16 protein-coding genes and 1 pseudogene are annotated in these 19199 nt (G+C 70.3%); 13 read left to right on the forward strand and 4 right to left on the reverse strand.

Features of this window, described 5'->3' with window-relative positions; all coding sequences use genetic code 11:
* The 13 genes and pseudogenes from VGB24_RS04670 to VGB24_RS04730 form a co-directional block, all read left to right on the forward strand.
* Positions 1–606 (forward strand): annotated as a pseudogene (locus VGB24_RS04670) (hypothetical protein); the annotation flags it as partial.
* A 153-nt stretch (positions 607–759) separates the two neighbouring features.
* Positions 760–927 (forward strand): hypothetical protein, encoded by a 168-nt coding sequence (locus tag VGB24_RS04675; protein WP_331071800.1) that lies wholly within the window; start codon positions 760–762, stop codon positions 925–927.
* A gap of 32 nt (positions 928–959) precedes the next feature.
* Entirely contained in the window at positions 960–3491 is a 2532-nt protein-coding gene (locus VGB24_RS04680) for a BamA/TamA family outer membrane protein (RefSeq protein ID WP_331071801.1), read from the forward strand.
* A 135-nt stretch (positions 3492–3626) separates the two neighbouring features.
* The gene (gene lepB / locus VGB24_RS04685; RefSeq protein WP_331071802.1) at positions 3627–4406 is read left to right on the forward strand and encodes a signal peptidase I; all 780 of its coding nucleotides are present in this window, start codon (positions 3627–3629) and stop codon (positions 4404–4406) included.
* Between the two features lie 200 nt (positions 4407–4606).
* On the forward strand, positions 4607–5464 hold the full coding sequence (locus VGB24_RS04690) for an RNA polymerase sigma factor RpoD/SigA (RefSeq protein ID WP_331023577.1): 858 nt from the start codon (positions 4607–4609) through the stop codon (positions 5462–5464).
* A gap of 228 nt (positions 5465–5692) precedes the next feature.
* The gene (gene rplM, locus VGB24_RS04695) at positions 5693–6121 is read left to right on the forward strand and encodes a 50S ribosomal protein L13 (RefSeq protein ID WP_331023578.1); all 429 of its coding nucleotides are present in this window, start codon (positions 5693–5695) and stop codon (positions 6119–6121) included.
* Between the two features lie 5 nt (positions 6122–6126).
* Positions 6127–6519: a 30S ribosomal protein S9 gene (gene rpsI, locus VGB24_RS04700; RefSeq protein ID WP_331071803.1), complete on the forward strand. Its 393-nt coding sequence runs from the start codon at positions 6127–6129 to the stop codon at positions 6517–6519.
* Between the two features lie 212 nt (positions 6520–6731).
* A complete protein-coding gene (rpsB, locus tag VGB24_RS04705; protein ID WP_331071804.1) occupies positions 6732–7610 on the forward strand; it encodes a 30S ribosomal protein S2 in 879 nt (292 codons plus the stop codon).
* Positions 7611–7810: 200 nt separating this feature from the next.
* On the forward strand, positions 7811–8410 hold the full coding sequence (gene tsf / locus VGB24_RS04710) for a translation elongation factor Ts (protein WP_331071805.1): 600 nt from the start codon (positions 7811–7813) through the stop codon (positions 8408–8410).
* Entirely contained in the window at positions 8410–9153 is a 744-nt protein-coding gene (pyrH, locus tag VGB24_RS04715) for a UMP kinase (RefSeq protein WP_331072161.1), read from the forward strand. The genes tsf and pyrH overlap by 1 nt, the downstream gene beginning before the upstream one ends.
* Positions 9154–9207: 54 nt before the next feature.
* Entirely contained in the window at positions 9208–9759 is a 552-nt protein-coding gene (frr, locus tag VGB24_RS04720) for a ribosome recycling factor (protein WP_331071806.1), read from the forward strand.
* 154 nt (positions 9760–9913) lie between these two features.
* Positions 9914–10342: a hypothetical protein gene (locus tag VGB24_RS04725; protein ID WP_331071807.1), complete on the forward strand. Its 429-nt coding sequence runs from the start codon at positions 9914–9916 to the stop codon at positions 10340–10342.
* A 159-nt stretch (positions 10343–10501) separates the two neighbouring features.
* Positions 10502–11278 carry a hypothetical protein gene (locus VGB24_RS04730; RefSeq protein WP_331071808.1) on the forward strand — a complete coding sequence of 259 codons (777 nt, stop codon included), beginning with the start codon at positions 10502–10504 and terminating at the stop codon, positions 11276–11278.
* A 110-nt stretch (positions 11279–11388) separates the two neighbouring features.
* Here the strand turns inward: VGB24_RS04730 and VGB24_RS04735 are convergent, their stop codons facing one another.
* The 4 genes from VGB24_RS04735 to VGB24_RS04750 form a co-directional block, all read right to left on the reverse strand.
* Positions 11389–12276 (reverse strand): hypothetical protein, encoded by an 888-nt coding sequence (locus tag VGB24_RS04735; RefSeq protein ID WP_331071809.1) that lies wholly within the window; start codon positions 12274–12276, stop codon positions 11389–11391.
* Between the two features lie 532 nt (positions 12277–12808).
* Positions 12809–14752 carry a M20/M25/M40 family metallo-hydrolase gene (locus VGB24_RS04740; protein WP_331071810.1) on the reverse strand — a complete coding sequence of 648 codons (1944 nt, stop codon included), beginning with the start codon at positions 14750–14752 and terminating at the stop codon, positions 12809–12811.
* Between the two features lie 69 nt (positions 14753–14821).
* A complete protein-coding gene (locus VGB24_RS04745; protein WP_331071811.1) occupies positions 14822–15835 on the reverse strand; it encodes a hypothetical protein in 1014 nt (337 codons plus the stop codon).
* 27 nt (positions 15836–15862) lie between these two features.
* Positions 15863–19039, reverse strand: coding sequence for a CHAT domain-containing protein (locus tag VGB24_RS04750; protein WP_331071812.1), 3177 nt, complete (start codon positions 19037–19039; stop codon positions 15863–15865).
* Between the last annotated feature and the right edge of the window lie 160 nt (positions 19040–19199).

The following is a 19199-nucleotide window of genomic DNA, read 5'->3' on the forward strand; positions in this document are numbered from 1 at the left end:
GCGGTGCACGGGTACGATTCGCCCGCGCACGGCCCCGACGAGGACAACACGAACCTCCGGGGTGAGGACCGCTTCACCTTCACGCCGCGGCTGGTGCTGGGGCTGAAGGCGGCGTTCGGCAACCTGATTCCGCCGCCGCCCGCGCCGATCCTTCCGCCGCCGCCGCCGGTCATCGTCGATCAGACGCCGCCGCCGCCGCCGCCGGTCGCGAACCCCAACCGCGACATCCAGGTGTGCGTGGTCGAGGGTGGTGCGCTGCGCAACGTCACGGCGACGTACAACACGCAGACGTCCGACACCACGTACCAGGGCCGCCGCTTCAACGAGGCGTTCCCCGCCACCACCGGCTACGCCGGCGGCGCGACGTGGTACATCAACACCGAGCCGATCATGATCAACGGCCGGCGCTACGTGAAGTACGGCCTGCCGCGGGTGCTCGGTGTCACCGAGGTCACGCGCACGGCCGAGTATCAGGGTGTCAGCGTGTTCGCCGAGGCGGGCGCCACGGGCACTCCGGAAGTGGTGTACGTGCCGGTGCGGACGGGCTGCGAGTTCCAGCCGTACCAGCTCGAGGTGAAGGCCGGCGCGGTGCGCGGCGAGGAGTAATCCTCCCCCGCACGGCTCCAAACGGGAGGGGCGCCTACGGGCGCCCCTCCTTTTTTGTCGTACCCGGGCGCGGCTTCGCACTTGCATCTCCGGGGCGGGAACGCGGATCGGCAGGGCGCCGCGGGCTGCAACCCCACCATCCACCCGCTCACGATGAACAAGTGGCTCCGCATCGCACTCCTGGCGCTGGCCGCATGGGTCGTGCTTTCCATCGTCTTCAAGATCCTGAACGCCGTGATCCACCTGGTGGTGATCGGGGTGATCCTGTTCCTGGTGTACACGGCCATCCAGCGCGGCGGGATCGGCCGCGGGGTGCGCTGAGCACGCCCGGGCGGGGCCCGCGCAGGGGCACGGTGGAATCGCCGAGTCGCGCGGTGCCGCGGACGGCGATGCTCCTGGCGGGGCTGGCGCTGCTGGCGGGCGCGCCCGCCGCCGCGCAGGACACGACGGTGGTGGCCGGGCCGCGGTACGGCGCCGGCCCGCTCCATCGCACGCTCTGGGGCGGGGCCTACCGCGACCTGTGGACCACCCCCGTGCGCGTTCCCGTGCTGAACCCCGACACCTTCGCCGGCGGGCTGCGCGTGCTGGAGGCGGGGGGCGGCCTGGCGACCGAGTCGCTTCGCATGCGCGGCGCCGACGGGCGGGAGTACACGTTCCGCTCGGTAGACAAGACCCCCGAACGCGGCCTTCCCCCGGATCTGCGCGACGGGCCCGTCGAATCCATCGCGCAGGACCAGGTGGCCAACAAGCATCCCGCGGCCGCCCTGGTCGTCGAGCCGCTGCTGACCGCCGTGGGGCTGCTTCATCCCCGGCCGGCGCTGTACGTGATGCCCGCCCACCCCTTCCTGGGCGAGTTCCGGCGCTTCGCCGGGCGGCTGGGGCAGGTGGAGGTGCGGCCGGAAGACGCGGAGGAGGGGGGAACCGCGTTCGCCGGTGCGGACCGGGTGGTGGGAACGGAGCGGCTGCTGGAGCGGCTGGAAGAGTCGCCCGCCGAGCGGCTGGACGCGCGCGAGTACCTGACGGCGCGGCTGATGGACGTGCTGCTGGGCGACTGGGACCGGCACGCCGACCAGTGGCGGTGGGCCGGGTACCAGAGCGGAAACCGCTGGCGCTGGCGCACCGTGCCGCGCGACCGCGACAACGCGTTCAACGACAACCGGGGGCTGCTGCTGGCCCCGGTGCGCGCCGCCTTTCCGCAGCTGACCCGCTTCGGCCCGCGGTACGACGACGTGTTCGGCCTGGTGATCCACGCCTCGGACCTGGACCGGCGGCTGCTGTCGGAACTGGAGTGGCCGGCGTGGGACTCGGCCGCGCGCTTCATCCAGCAGCGGGTGACGGACGAGGCGATCGCCGGGGCCGTCCGCCGCATGCCCCCCGAGTACCAGCCGCTGAGCGCCCCCGGCCTCTCTGCCATCCTGCGGGCCCGGCGCGACAGCCTGCACTCTGCCGCGCGCAGCTTCTACGAGATCCTGGCGAGCGACGTCGACGTGCACGCCACCGACGAGGCCGAGCGCGCCGAGGTGGACCGGCGCGCCGACGGCTCGGTGGAGCTGCGCCTGTATCCCTCCCCCGGCTCGAACGCCCCCTATTTCCGCCGCCGCTTCCTCCCGGACGAGACGCGCGAGGTGCGCGTGTTCCTGCACGGCGGCGACGACCGTGCGTCGGCGCGGGGAACCGCGGCGGCGCGTTCCATCCAGGTGCGGCTGATCGGCGGCGGGGGCGACGACGTGCTCGCCGACTCGTCCAGCGCCGGGGCGCGGATGACGGTGCTTCACGACCATGGGGATGACGACCGGCTGCTGCGGGGTCAGGGGACGGCGGTCGACACGCGGGAGTACGATCCCGATCCCCCGCGGTCGATGTTCGGCAACCCGCCGGCGCCGCGCGACTGGGGCTCGTCCTTCGCCCCGGTGGCGCCCTGGGCGGGGTGGGTGACCAACGTGGGGCCCATCCTGGGCGCCGGCCCCGTGTGGACCCGCTACGGGTTCCGCCGCCAGCCCTACGCGCGTCAGGTGGCGGTGCGGGGGCTGTACGCGCCGCTGGAGAGCGGGGTGGGGGTGGAGGCGCTGGCCGACTTCCGCCGGACGTCGCTTCCCGGCACGGGCCTCCGCCTGCGGGCGGGTGCCCGGACCTTCGAGGTGATCCGCTTCCACGGACTGGGCAGCGGCTCGCCGGACGCCGAGGAGGTGGACTACGAGGCCGCCCACGACGAGCTGATCGCCGAGGCCGCGTCGTACGGCCGGATGGGGCGGCGCGCGTCGTACTCGCTGGGGCCGGTGGTGAGGTGGCGCGACCCGCGTGGCGGCCATCCCCTGCTGGCGGACGTCCGCGGCGGGGATGGACTGACGCAGGCGGGCGCGGCGGGGCACGTGGTGGTGGACGGGCGCGACACGCTCCCCGTCACCCATCGCGGCTGGTGGATGCGCGCCGGGGCCGCGGCCTACGGCGCCAACGTGGGCACCTTCGGCGGGGTGGACGCCGAGGCGCGGGCCTACCTGCCGCTGGGGCCCGGCCCCATCCTGGCGCTGCGGGCGGGGGGCGAGGTGATCGCCGGGCGGGTGCCCTTCCAGGAGGCGGCGTTCCTGGGGGGATACGGGTCGCTGCGGGGCTACCCCTTCCAGCGGTTCGCCGGCGACGCGGCCGTCTTCGGCACGGCCGAGCTGCGGCAGCCGCTGGGCCAGGTGCGGGTGCTGGTCCGCGGCCGGCTGGGCGTGTTCGGCTTCGGCGAGGCGGGGCGCGTGTACGTGGACGGCCACTCGCCGGGGGACTGGAACCCCTCGGTGGGCGGGGGGCTGTGGTTCGAATCGCTGGGCCGCGTGGCTACCGTGACGTGGGCGGTCGGGGACGGCACCCAGGTCTACGCCGGGCTCGGGCTGCCGTTCTAGGCGGCCGTGTCCGCTCCGGCCGATCCGCCCCCGGGCCGGAGCGGGGCGCCGCCCGCGTTCGGGAACGGCGCCCGCCATCGCGTGTACGCGTGCGGGGCTCCCCACGCCCGCGACATCCACCCCCGCGGAACCTGAATGGATCACTCCCGCCAAGACCTGCCCGACGACGCCCCCCGCCCGGCCCCGGCCCAGCCGCCCCGCGCGGCGGCCCAGGCCGAGCACGCCATGAGCACGGGGCGCTGGGTGTGGGAGTGGACCAAGGCCATCAGCACGGCCATCCTGCTCTTCCTGGCCGTGCGCACCTTTGCCGTGGAGGCCTTCAAGATCCCCACGGGGTCGATGGAGGGAACGCTGCTGATCGGCGACTTCCTGCTGGTGAACAAGGCCGTGTACGGGGCCGAGATTCCCCTGACGGACCGGCGCCTGCCGGCCTTCGCCGACCCCACCCGCGGCGACGTGGTGGTGTTCCTGCCCCCGCACGATCCCCACAAGAACTACGTCAAGCGCATCGTGGGGATGCCGGGCGACACGCTGGAGATGCGCCACAAGGTGCTGTACCGCAACGGCCAGCCGCAGGACGAGCCGTTCGCGCGGCACACCGACCCGCTGGGCGACCCGGCGGACCCGCGCATGGAGTGGCAGCTGGAGTTCCTGACCGATCCCGGCCAGACCTACCGCACCTACCGCCCCTCGCGCGACAACTGGGGCCCGCTCTGGGTTCCGCCCGGAAAGTTCTTTGCCCTGGGCGACAACCGCGACCGGTCGGAAGACTCTCGCTACTGGGGGTTCCTGGACGCCACGTCCATCAAGGGCCGTCCCATGTTCGTGTACTACTCGTTCCAGGACGACATCGCCGAGCAGTTCGACTGGCTGACCGGCGTTCGCTGGGCGCGCATCGGCGAGGTCATCCGCTAGGGGGCCGGCCGGCGTACCCTTCCCGTCACGTTCGACAAAAAGTTTCCCGGAGGGGTTGACAGTTTCGGGCCGCCTTTCCATGTTCCGTAGCAGCCCCGCGACCCCGCGGGACCGCACGCCTCTCCGCAGTGCCGCTCTCAAATGCGCGTTTCCCGGGCCCGCCCTCACGGCCCGCCGCTTCCGTCTCCCGGAGCACGCCGATGTCGTTCAGCCCCGCCAAGAAACTCCAGGCCGAATCCGAATCGCTGGACCAGTACCTCCGCGAGATCAGCGCCTTTCCGCTGATCGACCGCGACGAGGAGTGCCGGCTGGCGCGCCGCATTCGCGACGGCGAGCCCGACGCCATGGAAGGGCTGGTCCGCTCCAACCTGCGGTTCGTGGTGGCGGTGGCCAAGAAGTACCAGAACCAGGGCGTGTCGCTGGCCGACCTGATCAACGAGGGCAACATCGGGCTGATGCGCGCCGCGCGGAAGTTCGACGAGACCAAGGGCATCAAGTTCATCTCCTACGCCGTCTGGTGGATCCGCCAGGCCATCCTGCAGGCCCTGGCCGAGCAGTCGCGCATCGTGCGCGTGCCGCTGAGCCGCGCGGGGGCGGTGCACCGCATCGGCAAGCGCAGCTCGGCGCTCACGCAGGAGTTGGGGCGCGAGCCCACGCTGCAGGAGATCGCCTCGGAGCTGGAGGTGCCCGAGGACGAGATCAGCCACGCGCTGGCCATGTCGCAGGTGTACCTTTCACTCGACGCGCCCCTGGTGCCGGGCGAGGACGGCCAGCTGCTGGACTACCTGCAGGACAGCCTGTCGCCCGGGCCCGACGACGAGGTGTACGAATCGGCGCTCAAGCGCAGCATCGACGACGCGCTGGGCACGCTGACGGAGCGCGAGGCCAAGGTGCTGCGCCTGTACTTCGGGCTGGGCGACACCGACCCGATGACGCTGGAGCAGATCGGCGAAAACTTCGGCATCACGCGCGAGCGGGTGCGGCAGATCAAGGAAAAGGCGCTGCTCCGCCTTCGGCACCAGTCGCGCGCGCGGTTCCTGGAAACCTTCCTGGCCTGAGCGGCGGGCGCGGCGAGTTTGGGGCGGGGGCGCACCGGGGCGCGCCCCCGCCCTCGTTTTTCGTCCGCCGCCACGGGTTGACAGGACGCCGCGGATTGTGTATCGTAGCGGTCTGTCCCGACCACGCCACTCCGCCTCGGGCCGGTGCCGGAGGCGGGATTTTTGTCTGTCAAACAACCAGTCGCCGCCCGGATCAGCCCGAGTGCTCCCGGCGCGCAAGTGAGTACGATGAAGACGTATTCCGTTAAGGCGGGGGAAATCGAGCACAAGTGGTTCGTCGTCGACGCGGGGGGCAAGATCCTCGGCCGCGTGGCGACGGAGATCGCGCGAGTGCTGCGCGGCAAGCACAAGCCGATTTTCACCCCGCACCTGGACACCGGCGACTACGTCGTGGTCATCAACGCGGACAAGGTCCGGCTGAGCGGCAACAAGGCCGACCAGAAGACCTACTTCAAGCACACCGGCTACATGGGCGGGGAAAAGTTCATCCCCTTCCGTGAAATGCTGGACAAGCACCCCGAGCGGGTGATCGAGCTTGCGGTGAAGGGCATGCTGCCCAAGAACGCGCTGGGCAAGCAGCTTCGCAAGAAGCTGAAGGTGTACGCCGGCGCGGAGCATCCGCACCAGGCCCAGAATCCCGAGCCCCTCACTTTCTGACCATCATGGCGACGGAACAGTTCAACGCAGTCGGACGCCGCAAGACCTCGGTGGCGCGCGTGTACCTGCGTCCCGGAAGCGGCACGTGGGACGTCAACGGCCGCACGCTGGAGGCGCACCTGCCCCGCCACGTGCTGCGCCAGTCGGCCACCCGCCCGCTGGTGGCCACGCAGACCGAGGGCCAGTACGACGTGAAGGTGACGGTGGTGGGCGGCGGCGTCCGCGGCCAGGCCGACGCCATTCGCCTGGGAGTGGCCCGCGCGCTGCTCAAGATCAACGAGGACTTCCGCCGCACGCTGCGCGCCGAGGGCCTGCTGACCCGCGACCCGCGCGAGGTGGAGCGCAAGAAGCCCGGACGTCCGGGCGCCCGCAAGCGCTTCCAGTTCTCCAAGCGCTGATCGGGAGCGCCGGCATGCGGTGCCGGGGTGGCCATGGGCCGTCCCGGCACGCGCGTTTGCCGAAATCCCGGTTCATCAAGCACACCGCCCGACGCCCACGTCCGGGTGCCGCCCCGTAAGAGGAGCGGTCGGACGGGCGAACGACGGCGGTGGAAGCCCGGGCCCCGGGGTGGGGCCGCAGGGAAAACCGCATACCGTCAGGACGAAAACCGATGGCCGTACCCCAGATCCAGGAACTTCTCGAGGCCGGTGTCCATTTCGGGCACCAGACCAGCCGCTGGAACCCGAAGATGCGCAAGTTCATCTTCGCGGAGCGCAACGGCATCTACATCATCGACCTCAAGAAGACGGTCCGCCAGATCGAGCTTGCGCAGGAGCTGGTGCGCACCGTGGTTTCGCGCGGCGACCGCATCCTGTTCGTCTGCACCAAGAAGCAGCTGAAGGCCGTGGTGGAGAGCGTGGCCGAGCGCAGCGGCTCGTTCTACGTGACCGAGCGCTGGCTTGGCGGCATGCTCACCAACTTCACGACGGTCAAGAAGCAGATCCGCCGCCTCCGCGAACTGGAGCGCGGGGTGGACGAGGGCGCCTTCGAGCACTACACGAAGAAGGAGCGCCTGATGCTGGACCGGGAGCGCGAGCGCCTGGAGAAGTACCTGAACGGCGTGAAGGACATGGCCCGGCTTCCCGGCGCCCTGTTCGTGGTCGACAGCAAGCGCGAGCACATCGCCATCTCCGAGGCCCGCAAGCTGGGCATTCCGGTGATCGCCATCGCCGACACCAACGCCGACCCGGACCTGCTGACGGTGCCCATCGCGGGCAACGACGACGCCATCCGCTCGGTCGAGGTGATCAGCAACGCCCTCGCCGACGCCGTGATCGAGGCCCGCGCGGCCATGCCGGCCGACGACCGCCGGCGCGCCGAAGAGCCCGAGGCCACCACGTACAGCAGCGAGACGGGCGCCAGCCAGCCCGCCGACCGCGGCGACGACCGGGGCCAGAAGCGCCGCCCGCGCCGCAAGCGCCGGCCGCGCACCGACGCCATTGCCGGGGTGATCGGCGGGGGCTCCGACGAGGGCGGCGACGCCGAGTAGCCACCGCGCCGACGGCGGAAGGTTTGCAGGGGGCCCCGGCGCGCGTTTGCCGGCGCCCCCTTTTGTTTCCGCGCCGCGTGCGGCGCGTTTTGCCCGGCGGGGTTGCGCTCGCGCCCCGCAGGCCCGAAAATCCGGCGCCCCGGCTTTCGTCCGCGGGCCACTGACCTACACGACCAATCCTTCGGGACGGAAAGACGACGATGTCCAACGCGATCAGCGCACAGGCGGTCAAGGAGCTCCGCGACCGCACCGCGGCCGGGATGATGGAGTGCAAGAACGCGCTCATGGAGTCGGGCGGCGACATGGAGGCGGCCATCGACATCCTGCGCGCGCGCGGCGCGGCCAAGGCGGCCAAGCGCGCCGACCGCGAGGCCCGCGACGGCGTGATCGGCAGCTACATCCACATGGGCGGCAAGATCGGCGTGCTGGTGGAGGTGAACTGCGAGACCGACTTCGTGGCCAAGACCGACGCCTTCCAGCAGCTGGTGCGCGACGTGGCCATGCACATCGCCGCGGCCAACCCGGTGGCCATCCGCCGCGAGGACTTTCCCCAGGAGCTGGTGGAGCGCGAGCGCGGCGTGTACCGCGAGCAGATGCGCGAGTCGGGCAAGCCCGAGAAGATCTGGGACAAGATCGTGGACGGCAAGCTGGAGAAGTTCTTCGCCGACCAGGCGCTGCTGGAGCAGCCCTTCGTGAAGAACCCCGACCAGACGGTGGGGCAGCTGATCACCGAGGTGTCGGGGAAGACCGGCGAAAAGATCGACGTGCGCCGGTTCACCCGCTACGCGCTGGGCGAGTGATGGCCGACACCGGCGGGGCCGGGCAGGGCGGGGAGCTGTTCTACCGCCGCGTTCTCCTGAAGATTTCCGGCGAGGCGCTGGCCGGGGAGCAGAAGTTCGGCATCAGCCCGCCGGTGGTGGACCGCCTGGTGGAGGAGATCCGCGTGGTCCACGAGATGGGCGTCGCGCTGGGGCTGGTGGTGGGCGGCGGCAACATCGTCCGCGGCACCACCGCCAGCGCCGCGGGGATGGACCGGGTGAGCGCCGACTACATGGGCATGCTGGCCACGGTCATCAACGCCCTCGCCCTGCAGAACTCGCTGGAGCGCCGGGGCATCCACTCGCGCGTGCTGACGGCCATCCGCATGGAGCAGCTGGCCGAGCCGTACATCCGGCGCCGGGCCATCAGCCACCTGGAAAAAGGCCGCGTGGTGCTCTTTGCCGGCGGCACCGGCAACCCGTACTTTTCCACCGACACGGCGGCGGTGCTGCGCGGCATCGAGATGAACGCCGACGTGATCGTCAAGGCCACCAAGGTGGACGGCATCTACTCGGCGGACCCCAAGAAGGACTCGAGCGCCGAGTTCATCCCCGACATCACTTACATGCAGGCGCTTTCGCGCGAGCTGGGGGTGATGGACGCCGCGGCGCTGTCGCTGTGCAAGGACAACGACATTCCCATCGTGGTGCTGAACCTCGATGACGAGGGCGCGGTGGCCCGCCTGGTGCGCGGCGAGCGGATCGGCACGCTGGTTCACTCGTAGCCGCCGGCCTCCGCGCGGTTTTCACGAACTTTTGCATCCCCGGACGGACACGACATGTCGAGCCAGCAGAAAGCCAAGCAGCGGATGGAGGGCGCCCTGGAGGCGCTGCGCCGCGAGTTCGCCAACGTGCGCACCGGCAAGGCCAGCCCGGCGCTGCTGGACAGCGTGCGGGTGGAGGCGTACGGCTCGATGGTGCCGCTGAACCAGGTGGGCACGGTGAGCGCCCCGGAGCCGCGCATGCTGACGGTTCAACCCTGGGACAAGGGCCTCATCAAGAAGATCGAGTACGCCATCCGCGAGTCGGACATGGGGTACAACCCCTCCAACGACGGCAACCTGATCCGCGTGCCCGTGCCGGCGCTTACCGAGGAGCGGCGCAAGGAGTACGTGAAGCTGCTCCACAAGCTGGCCGAGGAGGGCCGCGTTTCCATCCGCCAGGTGCGCAAGGACGCGAACGACGAGGTCAAGGCGCGCCAGAAGAAGGAGGGGCTGTCGGAGGACGACATCCGCCGCGAGCAGGGCGAGGTGCAGAAGCTGACCGACCAGTACATCGCCAAGGTCGAGGAACTGCTGAAGCACAAGGAAGCCGACGTGATGGAGGTCTGATCCGGGTCCACGGACCGGGTTCGACGGCGGGGGCGCACGGGTGATCGTGCGCCCCCGTTTGCGTCGTGAGGCCCGGACGGTTGAACTGGCGCGCCGTCCGCACTATCGTGGGCTGTGATCAACCCTTGGCGGAACATTCTCGTCGGAGGCTGACATGGGCGCGATCCGCGCTGTGCGTAGTACCCTGATCGGCATCTTCGTTCTCTGCTTCGCCGCGCCGGCGGCGGGCCAGTCGGCCGATGGGCCGGACCCCAGGCCCTTGGGTGTCTCGATCACCGACACGGCCGCCTCGACGGGCTCACGCGTCTCGCTCCTCCCGTACGGATGCCTGACCTGCGACGTGTCTACGCGCTCACTCGCGCCGCCAATCCGCCACGAACTCGGTTCCGAGGCCCTGCCCAGGGGCGCGGCTCCGGTGATCGGGGGTGTGGTGGGCGCGGTCGTCGGATTCGTGGCGGTGCAGATCGCGTGCGCGGACCGGTTTTGCGAGATGGCCGAACTGGGTGGGATTCTCGGGGGCGCGGTCTTTGGCGTGGCGATCGGACACACCATCGCGGGCACGCTGCCGCCTTCGCCGAGGTGACGCGCTCGCGCGCAGGCTGATCTGATCCGCGGGTGGACGGGGGCGCACGGGTGATCGTGCGTCCCCGTCAGCATTTCCGCGCGCTTGCCGTTCGGTAGTTTCGCGGTCTATCCTGTCGTCCCGTGCGCCGCGATCCAGAGACACCTTCCACGCCTCCTGATGTCGATTTCCGTTCCGCCGATCTCCTCTCCCTCCGTGCCCACACCGGCGAACTCGGCGTTGCCGGTGGACGCCGGGGTGCCGGGGCTGGAGCCGTCGCGCATCATCGAGACGGTACGGGCGCTGGGCGACCGGGTGAGCGAACGATTTCCGGGCAGCGGGCTGTCGCGCCTGGCGCTGCAGATGCTGGGGATCGCGCAGCGGACGGTGGAGAACGTGCGCTGGGTGCAGGAGCCCATCCTGTGGGTGCGTGTCGCTGTGGGGCTGGTGATCCTGCTGCTGATGGCGCTGCTGGCAGGCATCGCCATGCGGCTGGACGTGCGCGCCGAGGGGGTGGGGACGCTGGACCTGCTGCAGGCCACGGAAGCCATCATCAACGAGTTGATCCTGCTGGGCGCGGCCGTCCTGTTCCTGGTCACCGTCGAGGGGCGGATCAAGCGGCGGCGCGCGCTGCAGGCGCTGCGGGAGCTTCGCGCGCTGGCGCACATCGTCGACATGCACCAGCTGACCAAGGACCCCGACCGCCACCTGCGCGGCAGCCCCGCCCAGGACACCCCGTCGTCGCCCACCCGCACGCTGACGCGGTTCGAATTGGCCCGGTACCTGGATTACTGCAGCGAGATGCTGGCGCTGAACAGCAAGCTGGCGGCGCTGTACGCGCAGACGCTGGACGACCCCGTGGTGCTGGCGGCGGTGGACGAGGTGGAAATGCTCACCACCGGCCTGTGCGCCAAGATCTGGCAGAAGCTGGTGATCGTGAACCAGGCGCCTCCCTGAGAGTGCGGGAGTGCGGGAGTGCGGGAGTGTGGGAGTGTGCGGGAGTGCGGAATGAGGCGAGACCCCGGGCGGCGCGGCCGTCCGGGGTCTCGTCGTCTCGTTCGTCGTCGTCAGGGGCGGGCGTCCGGCGCAAGCAGGAAGCGGGGATGCGCCATGCTGCGCACGAACGGGGGAACGGATTGCAGCCACGGCCCCGGTCCCTCGGCATCCAGCCGCGCGTCGGCGCTCACCAGCCGGCGGTGAAGCACGAGCGTGGGGAGCACGCGGTCGCCGCCCGGGCCGTGCTGCACGGCATCGCGCAGCACCACGAACGACTGGTCGCCGTGCAGCTTGGCGTGCAGCCCGTGCGACATCCCCGACAGCACGTGCCCCTCGGAGGTGCGGAACAGGTGGCACTCGGGGGTGTGGTTGCCAGGAAGGCGCCCGCGGTCTACCGAGGGGTTCGCCGTGCGGAAGTCGAACGCGTAGTCCACCGAGTCAACGTCCAGGAACATCGACCGGGGCGTCTCGCCGGCCTGCATCCGCGCCTGGAACTCGGGGATGGTTTCGTCAGCCGACGGCATCAGGAGCTCCACCAGGTGCGAGGGCCGCGCGATCCGCGACAGCCCCAGGTCCTTGGGCGGCGCGCACAGGTAGTGGCACAGCGACCGGCGCGCGTGCGGCTGCCCCGCGGCGGCCTGCCGGGCGAAGCGCACCGCGGACACCAGCAGGTGGGGGAGTCCCCGGACCCGTAGCCCGACCAGTTCCCAGAACGCGTCTTCCTCCTCGCGCACCAGGAAGAGCGAAGGCGACCCGGGTCGCGCGGCGGCGCCCTGCTCGCGGTGCTGTGCCAGGACGCGAAGCAGGGTGGCCACGTGCGCCAGGTGCCGTCCCCCCGGCGGAGGCGGCGCGGCGATGGCGGGCTGGTCGCGCACCAGCGTCAGGCGCGGTGGGGACAAGGTCACCTGCGCATGCGACGGAGGCGCGGACTTCACGGCGGCGGCGTACATGATGGGCATCCAGGCAGGGGAGGCGGGGCGTGTGGCCTCTCCCTGTGCGAGCCGGGTGCCGCGGCGGGACGATGACGTAAACCGTTGCTGGGGTACAGGTTGGTGGATTTTCGGCGCGTGATGGGCTTGCCGGTCTGCGTCCGGTTTCCGTACGGCGAATCCAGTGATCCGCCGAAACGCCGCGCCGTCCCTCCCTAATTCCGCCTGTCCGGATTCCGGACGCCGCTCGGAAGCGGGTCGGGCCCGAGGCGGGCACGCGTCAGTCGAACAATCCCATCTGCCCGGCCGGGCGGCCGGTGGAAGGCCGCCGCGGACAGGGGAGGCAGCTCTTCGGTGAGCCCCGACTTGCGGCAGGCCGTGGCGAACAGCGCCCCCATCTGCACCGCGAAGATTCCCTCGCCGCGCATTCGCCTCCATCCCGGACGAAAAGCCCAAGGCCTCTTGCGTGGGCGGGCGAAGCAGTGAACGCGGCCGTGCTCGCAGCCACGGTCCGGGTCCAGGCTGTCCATCGAACGGCACATCGGGTTGCAACGCGCTTCTTTCAACGGGTGGCGGCGATCCACGCCGCCGCCGCCACGGCGCGCGCGATCGCTGCGGCATATTCGGCGTCGATGGTGCGATCTGTGCTTCTGTGATACGCCCCGTTGCGGTCCAGCGGCTCCGGTTTATGCCCCGGACCTCCGAAGAAGTGCTCGGTCACGAGGCACGCCGGAACCCCGACCTGATGGAAGCTCGTGTGGTCGCTGCGGCCGTCTGCGGGGTCCCTTTCGTTCGCCGTCCCGATATGGACACGTGGAACGAGCGGACGTGGCCCTGCAAGGAGCGCCGCAGTCTTCTCTACCAGCTTCGCCAAGTCGTGCGAGCGCGACTGCACGTCCCCGTTCTGCCCCCCCGTGTAGCCGGCGTGCAGTTCGAAAACGGAGTTCTTGTCGCCGTCGTGCCCGATCATATCCATCTGGAATACCACCATGCCCAGCTTGTCGGTGTTTGCCAGGTTGTTCGCGTAGAACGCGCTCCCCTCCCGAGAGTACTCCTCGGCGTTGAACAGCACGAACCTGATCTCCCGATGGGGGACGCCGGTGCCGCTGAGTTCGAGGATCGCTCGCGCGGCGCAGAGCACGGCAGCCATGCCGCTGGCGTCGTCGTCGGCGCCGGGCGCATTGTCCTTCTGGGGGGTGTACCGCGGCTCGTGGATATCATCCACCATGGAATCGAGGTGAGCGCTCACGACGACGGTGCCTGTCCGGATGCCGGGGAGAGTCGCGGTTACGTTCCACAGGATGCCTGCGCTCTTGAATTCCTGGCGTTCGACCCGCAAACGGTTACCCGGCATCGCCTCGAGGGACGCCACCAAGGTCGAGACCGCGAGCGCGTTGTGCTTATGGCGGATGTGGCGGCTGTTGATCGTCTGGCCGTTGCCGAGTGTCCGTGCCCCGGAGTACAGGTCCACCTCTTCCTGCATCCGACGCGCCGTGATGTGAGTCTCGAAGACGCTCTTCCCTTCCAGTTCATGCGGGTCAGACAGCTCCCATTCGCGCGGGGAGAACAGCGCGGGAGCATCGGGCCCTGCGAGGTTTTGCGGGCCGAGGAGGGGCGCCCGCGAGGGGAGCAGCCGCAGGGCGTCGACGTGCCGCTCGAACAAGTCCTCGAGCGAGCCGCCCGCCGGCACCGCCACGAGTGTCCCTTCGCTGGTCGAGTCGACGGCGCCCCGCCCTTCGCGGCAACGCCGTGCAGCCCGAGCTTTGCGCGGTCGCGCCGCGCGCTCATGCTCGTCTTCCGGGAATACGAGGTGAAGGTCGGTGGACTGGGGCTCATCTTCCTCTCCGAGCCTGTCGACGGCGATGTCCTGCGCTCCGAGGGCGGTGGCCGTCGCGGCGTCGGCGATCGCGTAGAGGACCTGCGGCCGGTCGCCGAGACCCCCCGAGGCGTGCAAGGGGACGAGCGGGAACGCGCGGAGGCGCTCTCGCCAGCCGTCCTCCGCGCGGTGCGGCGGCCGGTGGATGCGGAGGTACCAGAGGGGCCCGGTCCCCCTCAGCACCGGAAGCGCGAGCTCCGGATGCGGAGCGGTCGGAAAGCCGGCGCCGCGCGCCAGGATGCGGTCGCTCGCGTTCACGCCGACGAACAGCCCCGGGCACGCGTCTCCTGTCTCCGACGTGCGCAGGCCCAGTGCGCGGGCGGCTGCGTCAGTCAGAAGGGGGGCCAGCCCGCCGGGCCCGGCGACGATCAGGCTGCTGTCGAGGTGCTCCATCAACCCCGCCGTTCGCAGCGCTGCCTCAACGGCGTCCGGCGGCAGTTCCGTCTCCATGACGATCCCGAGCCGTGCGCCCGCCCCCCGCAGGCTCTGCAGCGTGCGGCCGGTCTCCAGGTAGGGAATGACCTCCATGCCGCCGTCGGCCGAGGAGCCGAGCTTCACCAGGGCAAGCATGTTGCCCAGCTCGAAGAAGATCGTCGGGCAGAACGCAACGGGGTTCATGGGAAGATCCATGATGGACGGTGCGGAGTCCGGTGGGCCGCTGGCCGGGAGGGGCCCACCGGTACTCTGGATGCGGTCGGATCAGGTCTGCGGCACCGCCGTCGCCCGCGGCCCGATGCAGGAGGCATCGCTGCCGCCGGCGGCCGCCAGCTCGGCGTCGGCAGGGGCTTCTCCGGCCTCGGCGTGTTCACGGTGTTCTCCGCTCCCACCCGCTGTTTCGCCCGTGTCGGTTCCCTCGTACACGGGGATCGGACCGCCGAGCAGCGAATAGAAGGCGTTGAAATGAAGGGCATCCTTCTGCTCCGGAGGTCCTGGGATCCGCTCGACCGGCACCTTCGTCGGGATCTGCCTGTCCGGACTGTGGACGAGCCAGAGATGAATCTTCTTCGGACCGGACGGATAGCTGATCGGGTAGAGGGTCAGCGGATTGAAGCTGTGCGGATGGTTGCCGTTCAACCCGTCGAACACCAGCGTCAGCGAAGATCCCTTCACGTTCGGGATCGTCCAGTCGACCGCGACAGCCATGTGTTGGGCTGCCCTGTCGCCGATCCTCCACTGGACGCCCGAATCGCCGCCTGATACCGCACCCTTCCCCACCGTCACGCGGGAGACCACCATCCCGCCCGTCTCGAACTCGTCGAGCCACGGCCGCGGGACCTGGCCGATCTCAGGACGCGCCGAGCGCGATCCGACGAAGGTGCTCAGGTCGAAGACGGAGTACCGGTCCATCTCCGCCTGCAGGGTAGGGGTGAATGCGGCATCCGTGTCCACGTCGGAGAGGTCGAGCGCGCGGTTCTCCATCTCGATCCGTGTTGCGTGGTGCTTCCGCGGCGTCCCGTCGTCCACCGTACCCTCCTTTTCATGCCGGGCGTCGTAGAGCAGGCGCGCGAGGTGCGCATGGACATGGCCCGGCACGCCGTGGCCGCCCCCGCCGGTGCGAGGCATCAGTACGTGCAGTAGCTTCGCGCCGTCCTTGCGGACCAGATCGTCGACGAAGAGGCACAGCCCGGTGAAGGTGATGTGCAGGTCGAAGGTGCTCTGCTCTGCGGCCTTTCCCTCTGATGCTTCCAAGGCCTTGTCAGTGGGTCGGTCCATGGGGCTCTCCATGATGGTGAAGGGTAATCAGTTCCCGTCGTAGCGGAACCCGGCCCACGCGGCCGGGGACCGGAGCGCAGGATCGGTCGAGCTCAGCAGCTTGAGTTGGGCCGCACGCAACGCTCCCGGCGCGTCGTCGGAGCGGGCGTACTCTTCGTGAAAGGCCACCATCAGCTCCCGCGTCAGCTGATCGTCTACCCGCCAGAGGCTGCCCACCGTCCCCCCGGCCCCCGCGGCGAGCAGCGCGCTGGAGAACCCGGCGAACCCTCCCGACCGCCCGGCGTGCCCCCGGAGCGTCTGGCAGGCCGAGAGCACCACTAGGCGGACGTGCCGCAGGTCGACCGTTTCGAGCTCGGCTGCAGTCAGCTTTCCTGGGCCGCCGCGCTGCGCTGCCGTAACCAGATACGACTGCTCCGGCCGCTCGTCGTCGAACACCGCGTGTCCGGCGAAGTGGAGGATCCCGGCGCGCCCCAGCGCCCCCCGGAGAGCATTGTGGGTGGCCTTGTCGCGGGCGAGCACCTCCGCGTCCGGATAGAAGGCGCGGATCCAGCGAACCTCCTCGCCCGCACCCGGCAGCAGCCCCAGCTCCAAGTGCACCCGGCGGTCGAACGCGGGATCCGCCACCAACAGCGCCCGGAATGGTCTGCCACGGGGACGGCTGCTCTTGTCGCGCGTGCCGCCGCCAAAGCGGAGCGGACGATCCTGCACCAGGTAGCGCCCCCGAGCGGAGTCGTAGAGGGCCGCGAAGGGAACGCCCGCCAGTTCGCCTTCGGCAAGGAGCGCCAGCACCGTGCTGTCGGTTGCGAGCCGGTCCCGCACCGGCCGGATCAGCCGGTCGTACAGCTCCGTGAGATCAGGGCGGGCGGCGGCGTCCGCCCGCAGTTCCAGCAGCGAGCGAGCCCGCTCGGCGACCTGCGCCAGGTGCGCGCGGCTCACGGTGATGCGCGTGAGGCGGCGGCCTGCTTCGGTCGCGGTCGAGATCAGGAGCGTGTCGCCGATCAGCGCGTAGGCGACGGCGGCCTCGCGCCGTCGCCCCCACTCCCGCTCTCCCAGATCCACCGGGTCCTGTTCCGCGGACGAGGCGAACGAGGCGCGGCTCCGGTCCAGGTATGCCAGGGCCGCCGCGGTATCGCCTGCGGAAAGCCGCAACATGATCAGCCGGTCAAACATCGCCCGGCCGGCATCGAGCAGCGACGCACGGAGCGGCGCGCGCAGAATAGCGGCGCGCTGGCGCTCGATGACGCCCGCCGCACCGTCAAGGTCAGCCGTTGCCCCTGCCTCGTCACCGAGTGCCAGCCGCGCCTCGGCGCGCCCGAGAAGGGCGCGGAGCATCCGGATGGGGATCAGCGTGTCATTGCGGCGCTCCAACACGGAATCCAGCACCGCGGCCGATTGCGCGGGGGCATTGTGGCGCAGTGAGGCCGCCCGCGCGAGCCTCAAGTCCACGATGATCCAGGTCCGGATGAACTCCGGCTTGATCCTCTCCGCGAGGCCCTCACCCTCCTGGACGTCGGCGGCAGCCGCCGCGTCGTCGCCCAAGGCGCTGAGCACCTGCGCCCGCGCAAGTCGGGCCTCGGCCCTGTACAGCGGATGCCCGTTGCGCTCAGCCACGGCCACACGTTCGTCCTGAAACCGCTTGGAGGCCCGCACGAAGCCGTCTGTGGCTGCCGTCCTCGCAGCTACCGAGAGCAGGTTGCACTGCCACACGGACCGGCGGTAGGGCCTCAGGATCATCAGCGCTCGAAGGATTGCGACGTATCCCGCGGACGGTGCGCCAAGAGCGAAATGGACGTCTGCTTCGACGTACAGTGCGCCCCCCAGATGCTCCGTCTCCCCCGTTCTCTCAAGCAGTCGAACCGCTCCCTGAACTGCGTCAAGAGCGTCCTCCAGCCGCCCTGTACGGAGGAGAGTGGTCGCCATTGCTGCGCGGCCGCGGCCGGCGAGCGCCGCATGCCGAACCGTGTCGGCGCGCTCGGACAAGGACTCCAGGATTGCCTCCGCTTCCGCGAGGCGCCCATCGTACACCAGCGTTGCGGACCGGAACATCAGGGCCCAGTCGAGCAGAGGCGCCGACGGCGGGCGGAGCGCAAGCACAGCGGCGAACCTCGCGTCGGCGGCTTCGTAGTCTACGTCCAAAAATGCCTTGCGGCCCGCTGCGAATTCGTGGTGAGCTTGCGCGAGTGCCCGCGTGGCTGTCGAGGAGCTGGCGTGGGCGCGGATGGCCCGTACCGCATCGCCCAGCGTCGCATCACCCCCTCTGGTTTCGAGCTCCCCAGCCAGCGCCTCCGCGAGGCGGAGCGGTTCCTCCGCGCCTGCGGAGTCGTCGCGCAGGACGGCAGTTCCCCACGCGCCGAGCAGACGATCCCATCCGAGAAGCCGTGCCTCCTGCGGGGTCTGCGCCGCATACGCCGCCGCTGCGCTCTGTCCCGCATCCGCCGCCGGGAACTCCGGACGGGCGGGTGGCCGCTCCAGCGCGTGCACCCGCCGCCTCGCCTCCGCCGCCCACCCCGAAGTCGAATCCAGCATCAGGAACTCCCTCCAGGTATTCGCCGCCTGGTGGTCCAGGCCTAGTCGGTCCAGCGCAAGCCCGAGATTGAAGCGGGCGGCCGCGTTCCGCGGCTCAAGGGTGGCGGCGCGCTCGGCGGCTTCCGCGGCTTCGAGCAGATCCCTTGCATTCTGCGTTTGCTCGGCCCTCACAAGGTACGCGGCCGCGAGGTCCGCGAGCGCGGGTGCCGGGCGATCCGTCAGGGTTGCGACCGTCTGCAGGTATGTGATGGACCGTTGCAGAGAAATTCCCTCATCGTCCGCCCAGAGGACGTCAATCAGCGCGACGGCGTGCATTGCCTCGCGATCACCGGTTGACCGGATTGCCGCCAGAGCACGGCTCGTGATCGTGGTGACACGATCCGAGGACGGGTCCAGGCCGGTCGCGCAATCAGTACGCGAAATCAGCGCGTCCGGTGCGGTGCGCGGGATGCATGTCCCGTATCGGAGCGGCACCGACAGGAGAGGCTGGATCCGCCTCGCGATTCCGGCACGAGCGAGTTCATGCACGGGGCCACTGGTGTGGTTCCCTCCATCCGTCCACGGTTCGCAGGCGGATGTGCTCGTGCCCAACACCATGAAGATCGCGGCGTGCGCCGCTAGCCTGCGCGCGAGCGAGAGGCGGCGGGCCCAGCCGCGGATCGGGAGGCTGTCATGCATGTGAGTGTCCGCGTGCTGGACCCATGGGGAGGGGAGGAGGGGCAAGACATCAGGCGGCCGAGCCGATCCGCAGGAATCGACGGAGTTCCGGAGGCGATGCTTGCGGGTGTGACATGAGATCCGTATCCCCGCCGCACTTGCGGGAGAATCCTCCGAAGTC

Source organism: Longimicrobium sp., assembly GCF_036399935.1.
Lineage (GTDB): Bacteria > Gemmatimonadota > Gemmatimonadetes > Longimicrobiales > Longimicrobiaceae > Longimicrobium.

Coding starts and splice junctions, on each gene's coding strand:
- VGB24_RS04725 (WP_331071807.1), top strand. CDS start 9,914: ATGGGCGCGATCCGCGCTGTGCGTAGTACCCTGATCGGCATCTTCGTT.
- VGB24_RS04675 (WP_331071800.1), top strand. CDS start 760: ATGAACAAGTGGCTCCGCATCGCACTCCTGGCGCTGGCCGCATGGGTC.
- rpsB (WP_331071804.1), top strand. CDS start 6,732: ATGGCCGTACCCCAGATCCAGGAACTTCTCGAGGCCGGTGTCCATTTC.
- VGB24_RS04750 (WP_331071812.1), bottom strand. CDS start 19,039: ATGCATGACAGCCTCCCGATCCGCGGCTGGGCCCGCCGCCTCTCGCTC.
- pyrH (WP_331072161.1), top strand. CDS start 8,410: ATGGCCGACACCGGCGGGGCCGGGCAGGGCGGGGAGCTGTTCTACCGC.
- VGB24_RS04740 (WP_331071810.1), bottom strand. CDS start 14,752: ATGGATCTTCCCATGAACCCCGTTGCGTTCTGCCCGACGATCTTCTTC.
- VGB24_RS04730 (WP_331071808.1), top strand. CDS start 10,502: ATGTCGATTTCCGTTCCGCCGATCTCCTCTCCCTCCGTGCCCACACCG.
- VGB24_RS04735 (WP_331071809.1), bottom strand. CDS start 12,276: ATGCCCATCATGTACGCCGCCGCCGTGAAGTCCGCGCCTCCGTCGCAT.
- tsf (WP_331071805.1), top strand. CDS start 7,811: ATGTCCAACGCGATCAGCGCACAGGCGGTCAAGGAGCTCCGCGACCGC.
- rpsI (WP_331071803.1), top strand. CDS start 6,127: ATGGCGACGGAACAGTTCAACGCAGTCGGACGCCGCAAGACCTCGGTG.
- rplM (WP_331023578.1), top strand. CDS start 5,693: ATGAAGACGTATTCCGTTAAGGCGGGGGAAATCGAGCACAAGTGGTTC.
- VGB24_RS04690 (WP_331023577.1), top strand. CDS start 4,607: ATGTCGTTCAGCCCCGCCAAGAAACTCCAGGCCGAATCCGAATCGCTG.
- frr (WP_331071806.1), top strand. CDS start 9,208: ATGTCGAGCCAGCAGAAAGCCAAGCAGCGGATGGAGGGCGCCCTGGAG.
- lepB (WP_331071802.1), top strand. CDS start 3,627: ATGGATCACTCCCGCCAAGACCTGCCCGACGACGCCCCCCGCCCGGCC.
- VGB24_RS04745 (WP_331071811.1), bottom strand. CDS start 15,835: ATGGACCGACCCACTGACAAGGCCTTGGAAGCATCAGAGGGAAAGGCC.